10 protein-coding genes are annotated in these 12,915 nt (G+C 72.3%); 8 read left to right on the top strand and 2 right to left on the bottom strand.

The window, feature by feature from the left end; translation table 11 throughout:
- Positions 1–58 precede the first annotated feature (58 nt).
- The 8 genes from tkt to ACWPOB_RS03935 all read left to right on the top strand — a co-directional run bounded on the left by tkt (position 59) and on the right by ACWPOB_RS03935 (position 9,571).
- Positions 59–2,161 carry a transketolase gene (gene tkt, locus ACWPOB_RS03970; RefSeq protein ID WP_455399965.1) on the top strand — a complete coding sequence of 701 codons (2,103 nt, stop codon included), beginning with the start codon at positions 59–61 and terminating at the stop codon, positions 2,159–2,161.
- A gap of 5 nt (positions 2,162–2,166) precedes the next feature.
- Positions 2,167–3,303, top strand: a complete 1,137-nt coding sequence (gene tal / locus ACWPOB_RS03965; RefSeq protein ID WP_455399964.1) for a transaldolase — start codon at positions 2,167–2,169, stop codon at positions 3,301–3,303.
- 4 nt (positions 3,304–3,307) lie between these two features.
- Positions 3,308–4,849 carry a glucose-6-phosphate dehydrogenase gene (gene zwf, locus ACWPOB_RS03960; RefSeq protein ID WP_100057360.1) on the top strand — a complete coding sequence of 514 codons (1,542 nt, stop codon included), beginning with the start codon at positions 3,308–3,310 and terminating at the stop codon, positions 4,847–4,849.
- On the top strand, positions 4,846–5,754 hold the full coding sequence (gene opcA / locus ACWPOB_RS03955) for a glucose-6-phosphate dehydrogenase assembly protein OpcA (RefSeq protein ID WP_373566476.1): 909 nt from the start codon (positions 4,846–4,848) through the stop codon (positions 5,752–5,754). Before zwf ends, opcA begins: the two co-directional genes overlap by 4 nt.
- Positions 5,747–6,514: a 6-phosphogluconolactonase gene (pgl, locus tag ACWPOB_RS03950; protein ID WP_455399963.1), complete on the top strand. Its 768-nt coding sequence runs from the start codon at positions 5,747–5,749 to the stop codon at positions 6,512–6,514. The genes opcA and pgl overlap by 8 nt, the downstream gene beginning before the upstream one ends.
- A 314-nt stretch (positions 6,515–6,828) precedes the next feature.
- Complete coding sequence (locus tag ACWPOB_RS03945) at positions 6,829–7,317, top strand: SRPBCC domain-containing protein (protein WP_100058294.1); 489 nt, start codon at positions 6,829–6,831, stop codon at positions 7,315–7,317.
- A complete protein-coding gene (locus tag ACWPOB_RS03940) occupies positions 7,314–7,523 on the top strand; it encodes a hypothetical protein (protein ID WP_100058293.1) in 210 nt (69 codons plus the stop codon). Before ACWPOB_RS03945 ends, ACWPOB_RS03940 begins: the two co-directional genes overlap by 4 nt.
- Positions 7,524–7,684: 161 nt before the next feature.
- Complete coding sequence (locus ACWPOB_RS03935; protein WP_455399962.1) at positions 7,685–9,571, top strand: alkyl/aryl-sulfatase; 1,887 nt, start codon at positions 7,685–7,687, stop codon at positions 9,569–9,571.
- Between the two features lie 37 nt (positions 9,572–9,608).
- Here ACWPOB_RS03935 and ACWPOB_RS03930 read toward each other — a convergent pair whose 3' ends face one another.
- On the bottom strand, positions 9,609–10,019 hold the full coding sequence (locus tag ACWPOB_RS03930; RefSeq protein WP_100058292.1) for a nuclear transport factor 2 family protein: 411 nt from the start codon (positions 10,017–10,019) through the stop codon (positions 9,609–9,611).
- A 112-nt stretch (positions 10,020–10,131) separates the two neighbouring features.
- Positions 10,132–12,903, bottom strand: coding sequence for a phosphoenolpyruvate carboxylase (gene ppc / locus ACWPOB_RS03925; RefSeq protein WP_455399961.1), 2,772 nt, complete (start codon positions 12,901–12,903; stop codon positions 10,132–10,134).
- Between the last annotated feature and the right edge of the window lie 12 nt (positions 12,904–12,915).

Genomic DNA, 12,915 nt, shown 5'->3' with positions numbered 1-12,915 from the left:
GCTCGAGGCTTTCGCGCCCGCACGCTCCCCGTATACCCATGTCAGGAGACTTCTGCTCGTGTCGATCACAGACGAGATCCGCTCTCTCACCCAGGCAGTGCACCCCGCCGACTGGACCGACCTCGACACCAAGGCCGTCGACACCGCCCGCGTGCTCGCCGCCGACGCGGTCCAGAAGGTGGGTAACGGACACCCCGGCACGGCGATGAGCCTCGCCCCGGTGGCCTACACGCTGTTCCAGAAGGTGATGCGGCACGACCCGACCGACCCGCACTGGGTGGGGCGGGACCGGTTCGTGCTCTCGTGCGGGCACTCGAGCCTGACCCTCTACATCCAGCTGTACCTGTCGGGCTACGGGCTCGAGCTCGCCGACCTCGAGGCGCTGCGCACGTGGGGTTCGAAGACCCCTGGCCACCCCGAGTTCGGGCATACCGCGGGGGTGGAGATGACCACCGGCCCGCTCGGGCAGGGCCTGGCCTCCGCCGTGGGCATGGCGATGGCGGCGCGCCGCGAACGCGGCCTGTTCGATCCGGACGCGGCGACCGGCGCGAGCCCGTTCGACCACCACGTCTACGTCCTCGCCTCCGACGGCGACATCGAGGAGGGCGTGACGTCGGAGGCCTCGTCCCTCGCGGGCGTGCAGCAGCTCGGCAACCTGATCGTCTTCTACGACGACAACAAGATCTCCATCGAGCACGACACGGCGATCGCCCTCGGTGAGGACGTCGCCAAGCGCTACGAGGCGTACGGCTGGCACGTGCAGACCGTCGAGGGCGGCGAGAACGTCACCGCGATCCTCGACGCCGTCGAGGCCGCCAAGGCCGTCACCGACAAGCCGTCGCTCGTCGTGCTGCGCACCATCATCGGCTACCCGGCGCCGACCAAGATGAACACCGGCGACGTGCACGGCGCCGCCCTCGGCGCCGACGAGGTCGCCGCAGTCAAGACCGCCCTCGGCTTCGACCCCGCCAAGCACTTCGACGTCGACCCGGCCGTGATCGAGCACACCCGCGGCGTCGTCGAGCGCGGTGCGGCGACCCGCACCGCATGGCAGGCCGAGTTCGACGCGTGGGCCGGCCGGGAGCCGCAGCGCAAGGAGCTGTTCGACCGGTTGCAGTCCGGGGAGTTCCCGGCCGGCTGGACCGAGGTGCTGCCCACCTACGAGCCGGCCGCCAAGGGCCCGGCCACCCGTAAGGCGTCGGGCAGCGCCCTCGCCGCGCTCGGCCCGGTGCTGCCCGAGCTGTGGGGCGGTTCGGCGGACCTGGCGGGCTCGAACAACACCACGATCCCCGGCTCGGATTCGTTCGGCCCGGTGTCGATCTCCACGAAGGACTGGAACGCCCAGCCGTACGGGCGGACGCTGCACTTCGGCGTGCGCGAGCACGCGATGGGCTCGATCCTCAACGGCATCGCCCTGCACGGCCCGACCCGCCCCTACGGCGGCACCTTCCTGGTGTTCAGCGACTACATGCGTCCCGCGGTGCGGCTCGCCGCGCTCATGCAGACCCCGGCGATCTACGTGTGGACCCACGACTCGATCGGCCTCGGCGAGGACGGCCCGACCCACCAGCCGGTCGAGCACCTCACGGCGCTGCGCGCCATCCCCAACCTGGCCGTGATCCGCCCCGGCGACGCGAACGAGACCTCGTTCGCGTGGGCCGCCGCGCTGGAGAACAAGACCGGCCCGACCGCCCTGGCCCTGACCCGCCAGGACGTGCCGGTGCTCGAGGGCACCCGCGAGAAGGCCGCCGAGGGCCTGGCCCGCGGCGCGTACGTGCTGGCCGAGGCGTCCACCGGCACCCCGGAGGTGGTGCTGCTCGGCACCGGCTCGGAGTTGCAGCTCGCCGTCGCGGCCCGCGAGGTCCTCGAGGCCGACGGCGTCCCCACCCGTGTGGTGTCGGTGCCGGTCCTCGACTGGTTCCTCGAGCAGGACCAGGCGTACCGCGACGAGGTGCTGCCGCCGGCGGTGCGTGCCCGCGTCTCCGTCGAGGCCGGCCTGGCGATGCCGTGGTACCGCCTGCTCGGCGACGCCGGCGAGGCCGTTTCGCTCGAGCACTTCGGCGCCTCCGCCGACCACAAGACCCTGTTCCGCGAGTTCGGCATCACCGCCGAGGCCGTCGTCGACGCCGCCCGCCGCTCGCTGACCCGAGTGAAGGGATGATCCCGATGACCCAGCAGGTAACCCAGAACGAGAACCTCGCCCAGCTCTCGGCCGCCGGTGTGTCCGTGTGGCTCGACGACCTCTCCCGGGACCGCATCGAGTCCGGCAACCTTGCCGAGCTGATCGCCACCCGTAGCGTCGTGGGCGTGACCACCAACCCGTCGATCTTCCAGGCCGCGCTCAGCAAGGGTCACGTCTACGACGCCCAGGTCCGTGAGCTCGCCCTGGCCGGCGCCGACGTGGACACCACTATCCGCACCGTCACCACCGACGACGTGCGCGCCGCGTGCGACGTCCTGGCCCCGGTGTTCGAGGCCACCGGCGGCGTCGACGGCCGCGTCTCCATCGAGGTCGACCCGCGGCTGGCGCACTCCACCGACGCGACCGTGCAGCAGGCGATCGAGCTGTGGCGCATCGTGGACCGCCCCAACCTGCTCATCAAGATCCCCGCGACGGTGGCCGGCCTGCCCGCCATCGCCCGCGTGATCGGCGAGGGCATCAGCGTGAACGTGACGCTGATCTTCTCGGTCGAGCGCTACGAGCGGGTCATCGAGGCCTACCTCGACGGCCTGACCGCCGCCAAGTCGGCCGGCCACGACCTGTCGACGATCCACTCGGTGGCCTCGTTCTTCGTCTCCCGCGTCGACACCGAGATCGACGCGCGGCTCGAGGCCATCGGCACCCCCGAGGCCCTTGCGCTGCGCGGCAAGGCCGGCGTCGCCAACGCCCGCCTGGCGTACGCGGCGTACCGCCGGGCGTTCGAGTCGGGTGCCCGGTTCGAGCAGCTCGCCGCCGCCGGGGCGCAGTCGCAGCGCGCTCTGTGGGCGTCGACCGGGGTGAAGAACCCGGACTACTCGGACACCCTGTACGTCACCGAGCTGGTCGCCCCGCACACGGTCAACACCATGCCGGAGAAGACCCTCGCGGCCGTCGCCGACCACGGCGAGGTCACCGGCGACACGGTCACCGGCACCGAGAAGGCCGCCGAGAACGTGTTCTCCGCGCTGTCGACGATCGGGGTGAACCTGCCCGAGGTGTTCCGCAAGCTCGAGGACGAGGGCGTCGAGAAGTTCGAGGTGTCCTGGAACGAGCTGCTCGCCGCCACCTCCGAGCAGCTGATCGCGCACGGCGCGAAGAGCTGACGCGGTGCGCGAACCCGAGACGGCGGCGTGGGTCAACCCACTCCGGGACGAGCGAGATCGGCGGCTGCCCCGTATCGCCGGGCCGTGCGCCCTGGTGATCTTCGGGGTCACCGGCGACCTGGCCCGTCGCAAGCTGATGCCGGCGGTGTACGACCTGGCCAACCGCGGCCTGCTGCCGCCCGGGTTCGCGCTCGTCGGCTTCGCCCGGCGGGACTGGGTCGACGAGGACTTCGGCCGGGTCGTCCACGACGCGGTGAAGGCCAACTCGCGCACCAAGTTTCGCGAGGAGGTGTGGAACCGCCTGGCCGAGGGCATTCGCTTCGTGCAGGGCAGCTTCGACGACGACGCCGCGTTCGCCGAGCTCGCCTCGACGCTCGCCGAACTGGACAAGGCCCGCGGCACGGGCGGCAACCACGCCTTCTACCTGTCCATCCCGCCGAATGCGTTCCCGGTGGTGTCGGCGCAGCTGAAGCAGTCCGGGCTCGCGATCGCGCGGGAGGGCACGTGGAGCCGCGTGATCATCGAGAAGCCGTTCGGCCACGACCTGACGAGCGCCCGGGAGCTGAACCGGTTGGTCGCCGAGGTGTTCCCCGAGGAGGCGGTGTTCCGCATCGACCACTACCTCGGCAAGGAGACGGTGCAGAACATCCTGGCGTTGCGGTTCGCGAACCAGCTGTTCGACCCGCTGTGGAACGCGCACTACGTCGACCACGTCCAGATCACGATGGCCGAGGACATCGGCCTCGGCGGCCGCGCCGGCTACTACGACGGCATCGGCGCCGCCCGGGACGTGATCCAGAACCACCTGTTGCAGCTGCTCGCGTTCATCGCCATGGAGGAACCGATCAGCTTCGACCCGGCGGAGTTGCGGGCGGAGAAGATCAAGGTGCTCTCCGCGACCAGGCTCGCCGAGCCCCTCGACGAGACCACCGCCCGCGGCCAGTACATCGCGGGCTGGCAGAACGGCGGCCAGGCCGTCGGTCTGCACGAGGAGCAGGGCTTCGCGGCCGACTCGACCACCGAGACGTACGCGGCGATCACGTGCGAGATCGACACCCGCCGCTGGGCCGGAGTGCCGTTCTACCTGCGCACCGGCAAGCGCCTGGGCCGGCGCGTCACCGAGATCGCGATCGTGTTCAAGCGGGCCCCGCACCTACCGTTCGACCAGACGATGACCACCGAGCTCGGCCAGAACGCACTCGTGATCCGGGTGCAGCCGGACGAGGGTGTCACCCTCCGCTTCGGCTCCAAGGTGCCCGGGTCGAGCATGGAGGTCCGCGACGTCAACATGGACTTCAGCTACGGCCAGGCGTTCACCGAGTCCTCCCCCGAGGCGTACGAACGGCTCATCCTCGATGTGCTGCTCGGCGTGCCGTCCCTCTTCCCCGTCGACGACGAGGTCGAGCTGTCGTGGAAGATCCTCGACCCGGTGCTCGAGCACTGGGCGGCACACGGTAAGCCCGACCCGTACGAGGCCGGCACCTGGGGACCGTCGTCGGCCGACGAGATGCTCCGGCGCTCGGGCCGCGAATGGAGGCGCCCGTGAGAATGCAGTTGCGCAACGCGACCGCGATCGACATCAGCAAGCAGCTGGTCCAGCTGCGGCAGACCGGGGGCATCGTCACGCAGGGGCGCGTGCTCACGCTGGTGGTGTGCACCGACGGTCCGCGCGGCCTCGAGGCCGCGATCACCGCGGCCATCGGGGCGTCGCGGGAGCATCCGTGCCGCGTGATCGTCGTCGGCCGCGGCCGCGCGGGCGGCGAACCGCGCATGGATGCGGAGATCCGCATCGGCGGCGACGCCGGCGCCTCGGAGGTGCTGATCCTCGCGTTGCACGGCCCGCTCGCCGACCACCAGGAATCGGTGATCGTGCCGTTCCTGCTGCCGGACACCCCGGTGGTGGTGTGGTGGCCGAACACACCCCCGGAGGTGCCCGCGGCGGATCCGGTGGGCCGGCTCGCCGTGCGTCGCCTGACGGACGCGACGAACTCGTCGCGCCCCATGGCCGAGATCGTCTCCCGGCTGCCCGGCTACACCCCCGGCGACACCGACCTCGCGTGGGGCCGGATCACCTACTGGCGGGCGTTGCTCGTCTCCGCGCTCGACCAGCCGCCGTTCGAGCCGATCGAGTCGGCGCTGGTGTCGGGGCTCGGCAGCGAACCGGCGGTGGATCTGCTCGCGGGCTGGCTCGCGAGCCGGATCGACGGCCCGGTCCAGCGCGCGGTGGGCGATCTGCGGGTCGAATTGCGCACCCGCACCCAGACGATCTCGCTCGAGCGACCCCAGGACGGGCGTGTCGCGACGTTGCGGCGCACCGGTAAACCGGATTCGCTGATCACGCTCGCACGCCGCGACTCCTCGGAATGCCTCGCCGAGGAACTGCGGCGGCTCGACCCCGACGAGGTGTACCACTCGGCCCTGACCGCCCTGTCCAAGGTGGAGTATGTCTGACGTGCACGACACTTCCCAGAACGTCCGCGTGCGGCGCTGCGAGACGGGCGACGACGTCGCGCGAGCGGCCGCCGCAGCCTTCGTCGAGACCGTGGTCGCCGCGCAGCACGCCCGCGGCCGCGCCTCGGTGGTGCTCACCGGTGGCGGCACCGGCATCGCCGTGCTCGATGCGGTCCTGCGTGCCCCCGGTGGGATCGACTGGTCCGCGGTGGACGTGTATTTCGGCGACGAGCGATACCTGCCGCCGGGCGATCCGGAGCGCAACGAGGTCCAGGCCCGCGCGGCGCTGCTCGACCACGTGCCGCTCGATCCGGCGCGGGTGCACGCGATGCCCACCCTCGACGAGGCCGGGGCCGGTTCCCCCGACTCGGCGGCGCGCACGTACGAGGAGGTGCTCGCCGCGAACTCCCCCGACGGCACGACCCCCGAGTTCGACGTGCACCTGCTGGGCATGGGCGGCGAGGGCCACGTCAACTCCCTGTTCCCGCACACCGACGCGGTGCGCGAGCAGGACCGCTTCGTCGTCGGCGTCGAGGACTCCCCCAAGCCGCCCGCCGCGCGGGTCACGCTCACCCTCCCCGCGATCCGTCGCGCCCGGCAGGTGTGGCTGCTCGTCACCGGTGCGGCCAAGGCCGAGGCCGTCGCGGCCGCGGTGGGCGGCGCCGCCCCGGCGGACGTCCCGGCGGCCGGGGCGCGGGGCCGCGAGCAGACCGTGTGGTTCCTCGACGCGGAGGCCGCCGCGGCACTGCCCGCCGACTGACCGTCACCGCCGCGGTCCGTCACGGTCGGGCTCGCCCGCCCGTGGATCCGGGGGCCGGCAGCCGTCGGTCACGCCGCAGCGCAGGCGCGCTGCCCAGCTCGGGTTGCGGGTCGCGTGCAGCCCGGTGAGGCGGGCACGGCTGCATCGCACCGTCCTACGGTCCATTGTGGGGCTCCTCCCCTGTGGTGTTCCCTGCCTCGTTCGACGCCGCGGCCACCCCGGCGGTTCCCCGCCGAGTCGGTCCGACGCAAACCCGGCAGGGTGACACCCGGCGGATCACAATGGGGACAGCACTGTGTGGAAAGGAGCGTTCGATGAGCACCCCGACCACCGTCCTCGGCGAGATCCGTCCCGAGCACGGCTGTCCGGACGGGTCCTCGCTCGTGACCCTGCACTACGTGCGCAGTTTCGCGCTGCCGGTGGGCGAGGTGTGGGCGGCGCTGACCGAGTCGCACCGGCTCGAACTCTGGTACGGACGGTGGACGGGCGACCCCACCTCCGGACGGGTGCGGCTGACGATGACCGACGAGCACGACACGGCGACGACGGACGTGCGGATCCTGCGCTGCGACCCACCCCACGGCCTCGGCGTCGACCAGGACGGGTGGCATCTCGAGGTCACCTTGAAGCAGGTGGGTGTCGTCACCACGCTCGAGTTCTCCCACCGGCACGTACCGCGGTCGGAGACCTCGGAGGTCGGGCCCGGCTGGCAGTACTATCTCGACCGGCTCGACGCCGTGCTCGCCGGCCGCTCCCTGCCCCGCTGGGACGGCTACCTCGACCTCGCCGACGAGTACCGTTGAACACCGCACGGGTGCTGGGCCGGCTCGCCGACGACCTCGGCCACCGCGGAATCCGTCTGTGCCTGGCCCGCGACAGCGGGGTGGTCCGCGACCTGCTCGTCGCCGCCGGGGACGAGGCCTTGCTCGCTCACGCGCATCCGACCGTCGAGGCGGCGGTCACCGCTGCCCGCGTCGAACTGGACCAGGCCGACGGGCCGGGTCGGTGACTGCGCCCGCGCACCACCGGAGCCGAACGCTCCGTCGGCACGGGTTCGGCCGCCTCGCCGGCGGCGGGTAGCGCCGGCGACGGATTCCCCGATTCCGTGCACCCGCCGCGACGGGCCGACCGTACCCTCGACACAGTCGAGATTCCGAGGAGGGCGGCGTCATGACCGCAGGCGGTGCCAGCGAGACGACCCGGCGGAACCTGCAGGCCGCGGTGGCCGCACTGCCCGCGGACGACAGGCAGGACTCCGACGATGTGACGCGCGGGTTCGTCGGCCGCAGCGAGCAGCGGCGGATCACCGGCGCGGACGGGCAGGTGGTGTGGGACCTCGACGCCTACGCGTTCCTCGACGGGTCCGCGCCGGAGACGGCGCATCCGAGCCTGTGGCGGCAGGGACGGCTGCTCGCCGAGGACGGCCTGTTCGAGGTGGTGCCGGGGATCTACCAGTTGCGCGGATTCGACCTGTCGGTGATGACCGTCGTCGAGGGCGATGCCGGGGTGATCGTGATCGACCCCCTGATCAGCGCGGAGACCGCCGCGGCCGCCCTGGCCCTGTACCGCGGGTACCGCGGCGACCGACCCGTCTCCGGGATGATCTACACCCACTCCCACGTCGACCACTTCGGCGGTGTCAAGGGTGTGCTCGACCCGGATCTCGTCGAGGCCGGGACGGTCCCCGTCGTCGCCCCGGCCGGGTTCCTCGAACACGCGGTGGCGGAGAACCTCTTCGCCGGCACGGCGATGTCACGCCGCTCGGGTTACATGTACGGCGCGGCGCTCGAGAAGGGTCCGGCCGGTCAGATCGGGGCCGGGCTGGGCCAGACCACCTCGGCCGGCACCGTCACCCTCATCGCGCCGACCGTCGACATCACCGCGACCGGGCAGGAACTCACCGTCGACGGGGTGCGGATGGTCTTCCAGCTCACCCCCGGCACCGAGGCCCCGGCCGAGATGAACATCTGGTTCCCCGATCGGCGTGCGCTGTGCGCGGCGGAGAACGCCACCCACACCATGCACAACATCCTCACGCTGCGCGGCGCGGTGGTGCGCGACGCGCACGCCTGGGGCCACTACCTCAACGAGACGATCGGCCTGTGGGGCGACGCGCTCGACGTCGTGTTCGCCTCGCACCACTGGCCGACATGGGGCCGCGAGCGTGCGCTCGAATTCCTGTCCGTGCAGCGCGACATGTACCTGTACCTGCACGATCAGACGCTGCGGATGATGAACCAGGGGCTCGTGGGCGCGGAGATCGCCGAGCGGTTCGAGATGCCCCCGGCCCTGGCGGCCGCGTGGCACACCCACGGCTACTACGGCTCGGTGAGCCACAACGTCAAGGCGATCTACCAGCGGTACATGGGGTGGTACGACGGCAATCCCGCCAACCTGTGGGCGCATCCCCCGGTCGAGGCGGCCCGCCGGTACGTCGACGCCATGGGCGGCGCCGACGCCGCCCTCGCCGTCGCGCGGGGCGCCTTCGAGGAGGGCGACTACCGCTGGGTGCTCGAGGTCTGCAAGCATCTGCTGTTCACCGACGACACCGACCGGGCCGCCCGGGCCCTGCAGGCCGACGCGATGGAGCAACTCGCGTACGGCGCCGAGAACGGCACCTGGCGCTGCATCTACCTGGCCGGCGCGAAGGAACTCCGCGACGGGATCTTCGGCTCGCCCGTGCAGTCCTCGGGCGACTTCCTCGATGCGCTGACCGTCCCGCAGCTCTTCGACACCCTGGCCGTGCGGGTGGACGGGCCGCGCGCGTGGGACCTGCGGCTCGTGATCTCGTGGATCCTCACCGACCTCGGGATCACGTATCTCACGGAGCTGCGGCACGGCGTGCTCAACCACCGGACCGTCGACGCGCCGCTGCCGGGCAGCACGGTGTTCACCCTCACCCGCCGCACCCTGATCGGTGCCCTCACCGGGCAGCTGGATCCGGCGACGGCCCTCGCGGACGGGACGATCGCGGTGACGGGGGACCCGACGGTGGCGAGCCGGCTCTTCGAGGTGCTCGCACCGGTGGATCCGGACTTCGCGATCGTCACGCCCTGACTCCCGTCGCTGCCGGGACCACGGCGCGGTCCGGAGATCAGCCGGGCCGGAGCACGCCGATGTCGCCGAGGTCGTGGGACACGGTGAAGGTGCGTGAGGTCAGGCGCCAGCCGTCCCGGGTGCGGGTCCACCGATCGTCGTACTCGCCGAAACACTCGTAACTCGCTGCGGCGGCCGGACCTGCGCCCTGATGGTGGACGCGGGCATACGTCAGCGACCGGGCCCGGTCGCCGTCGACCTCGACACGGTGGTTTCCCAGCAGATGCTGCGACGGTCCGCAGCCGCCGAGGTGCGCGCGGACCACGGCGACGATGCCGTCGCGGCCCGAGGCACCGTAGCCGGTGGCAGAGTCGGTGAAGGCGGCACCGAGGGCATCCCAGTCCCGGCGGTCGAGGGCGGCGGCGAGCTCGGCGAGCCGTTCGATGATCTGTTCGCGGTCGTGTGTCACCTGTCCCGTTGTAGCGGGCTCACGGCCGTTCGGGGCGCCGTCTTCCCGCTGAGCGGGCACGGCCCCGGCGTTCCGCCGCTGTCGCCCGGCGCCAGCCGCTGTCGCCCCGCCGCTAGCCGCTGTTACGCAGCGCGGTCGCGAGCCCGTTCATCGTCAGCTGGATGCCGCGGCGGACCCGGTCGGTGTCCTCGCCCGCGCGGAACCGGCGCAGCAGCTCGACCTGCAGGTGGTTGAGCGGCTCGAGGTACGGGAAGCGGTTGTGCACTGATCGGGCCAGCGCCGGGTTGTCCGCGGTCAGATCGGGGTGCCCGGTGATCGCCAGGTAGGTGCGCACGGTGCGGTCGTGTTCGGCGGTGATCTTGTCGAACACCCGGTGCCGCAGATCGGGATCGGGCACCAGCTCGGCGTAGCGCGCCGCGAGACCGAGGTCGGACTTGGCCAGCACCATCGCCATGTTGGACAGCACGGTGCGGAAGAACGGCCAGCGGCGGTACAGGCCGGTGAGGGTGGCCAGTCGCTCGTCGTCGCCGCCGATCCAGGTCTCGACGGCGGTGCCGGTGCCGTACCAGCCGGGCAGCATGACCCGGGACTGGGTCCACGCCAGCACCCAGGGGATCGCCCGCAGGTCGGCGATCGACGACGTCGGCTTGCGGGAGGTGGGCCGGCTGCCGATGTTCAGGGCCCAGATCTCCGCGACCGGCGTGGCGGTCCGGAAGTACTCGACGAAGCCGGGGGTCTCGTGTACCAGGTCGCTGTAGGCGGTGCGGGCGAGTTCGGCGAGCTCGTCGAGCACCGCGTACGCCGGGGCGGCGTTGCTGCCGAGTCCCTCGACGTCGAGGAGGGTGGACTCGAGGGTCGCGGCGACGAGTGATTCGAGGTTGCGGCGCGCCAGCTTCGGCTCGGCGTACTTCGCCGCGATCACCTCGCCCTGCTCGGTCAGGCGCAGCGAGCCGGCGACGGCCCCGGGCGGCTGCGCGAGGATCGCGTCGTAGCTCGGGCCACCGCCGCGGCCGACGGTACCGCCGCGGCCGTGGAACAGCCGCAGCCGGATCCCGGCGGTGCGCGCGGCCTCCACCAGGTCGAGTTCGGCCCGGTACAGCGCCCAGTTCGCGGCGAGGTACCCGCCGTCCTTGTTCGAGTCCGAGTAGCCCAGCATGACCTCCTGGACGCCGCCGGCGGCGTCGACGAGGTTGCGGAACTCGGGGACGGCAAGGGCGGCGGTGAGGATCTCGGCGCCGTGCCTCAGGTCGTCGATGGTCTCGAACAGCGGGATCACCGCGACCGGGCAGCGCGGTCCCGCGACGTCGTGCTCGACGAGACCGACCTCGTCGAGCAGGATCACGGCCTCGAGCAGATCCGACACCGACCCGCACATGCTGACGATGTAGTGCGGCACCGCCTGGGGTCCGAGGCGCGCGGCGGCGTCGGCGGCGGCGCGCAGCACGCCGAGTTCGCGGGTAGTGTCCGCGCCGAGCCGCGCGCCGGGCGCGCTGAGGGGACGGCGGGTGCGCAACTCCGCGGCGAGCAGGGCGACCTTCTCGTCCTCGGACAGGGTCGGATAGTCGTCGGTGACGCCCGCCCAGGCGAGCAGTTCGGCGATCACCCGGCCGTGCACCTCGGAGTTCTGCCGCAGGTCGAGGGAGGCGAGGTGGAAGCCGAAGGCCTCGACGGCGCCGCGGACGTGCGCGAGCCGGTCGTCGGCGAGGGCGGCGCCGCCGCCGGCGCGCAGGGCGGCGTCGAGGATGTCGAGGTCGGCGAGCAGGTCGGCGGGGGTGTCGTAGCCGGCCAGTGGGCTCGGCAGCGCGTGCGGGGGCGGTTCGTCCAGCAGTCGCGCCGCGGTGGCGGTCAGGCGGCCGCGGATGCCGCGCAGCGCGCGGCGGTACGGTTCGTCGGCGCGCGACGGGGTGTCGTCACCGGAGGCGTCGGCGAGCCGGCCGAGGTCGTCGGTGATGCGGACCAGGCGCGCGGACATCGACAGTTCCCGTTCGAGCTGTTCGAGCTCGGCGAGGTGGTGGCCGAGGGCGGTCGCGGCGGCCCGGTCGGTGGCGCGGTGGACGACCTCGGCGGTGACGTTGGGGTTGCCGTCGCGGTCGCCGCCGATCCAGGTTCCGGTGCGCACCAACGGGTCCGGCAGCAGGGGGACGCCGGGCCAGCGTTCGCGCAGGGCGCGCCGGACCTCGGCGTTGAGGGCCGGGACGACGCGGAACAGGGAGGCGTCGTAGTACCGCAGGCCGACCTCGATCTCGTCCTGGATGCGGAGGCGGGCGAGCCGGATGAGGGCGGTCTGCCACAGGGTGAGGATCTGCCGCCACAGCTGCAGGTCGATGTCGGAATGCTCGTCGGGCTCGGCGCGTTCGCGGCGGCGCATGAGGTCGGTGATGCGGCTCTGCACGTCGAAGACGGTGCGGCGGCGGGTCTCGGTGGGGTGGGCGGTGATCACCGGGGAGACGAGGGCACCGTCGAGCGCGGCGGCGACCTCGGCGGGGTCGAGTTCGGCGGCGTCGAGTTTGCGGTAGGTGGCGGCCAGCGAGCTGTCCTGGGACGGTTCCCCGGCGCGCACGTGCACGGCGCGGCGGCGTTCGCGGTGCAGGTCCTCGGCGAGGTTCGCCAGCAGCGCGAAGTGGCTGAAGGCGCGGATGACGGGGAGGGTGTCGTCGGTGGGGACGTCGGCGAACATCGCCGCGACCTCGGCCCGGTCGATCTCGGAGCGGCGCACCCGGAAGCTCTCGACGCGGGCGCGTTCGACGAGGGCGAAGAGGTGCTCGCCGGCCTGTTCCCGGACGATGCGGCCCAGCATCCCGCCGAGCAGCCGGATGTCCTGGCGCAGGGGTTCGGTGGCGGAGCGGGACCCGGAGGGGTCGGCCGGGCGGGCGGTATCCGTCATCCGGTCAGTATC

This window comes from Rhodococcus sp. 2H158, from assembly GCF_053764755.1.
Note: the sequence above shows the minus strand (reverse complement) of the source record. Positions and strands in the feature narration are given on the sequence as shown.

What these genes read in the sequence shown, in the direction of transcription:
- ppc (WP_455399961.1), bottom strand. Translation starts at nt 12,903, where the DNA reads ATGACGGATACCGCCCGCCCGGCCGACCCCTCCGGGTCCCGCTCCGCC.
- ACWPOB_RS03945 (WP_100058294.1), top strand. Translation starts at nt 6,829, where the DNA reads ATGAGCACCCCGACCACCGTCCTCGGCGAGATCCGTCCCGAGCACGGC.
- ACWPOB_RS03935 (WP_455399962.1), top strand. Translation starts at nt 7,685, where the DNA reads ATGACCGCAGGCGGTGCCAGCGAGACGACCCGGCGGAACCTGCAGGCC.
- pgl (WP_455399963.1), top strand. Translation starts at nt 5,747, where the DNA reads ATGTCTGACGTGCACGACACTTCCCAGAACGTCCGCGTGCGGCGCTGC.
- tal (WP_455399964.1), top strand. Translation starts at nt 2,167, where the DNA reads ATGACCCAGCAGGTAACCCAGAACGAGAACCTCGCCCAGCTCTCGGCC.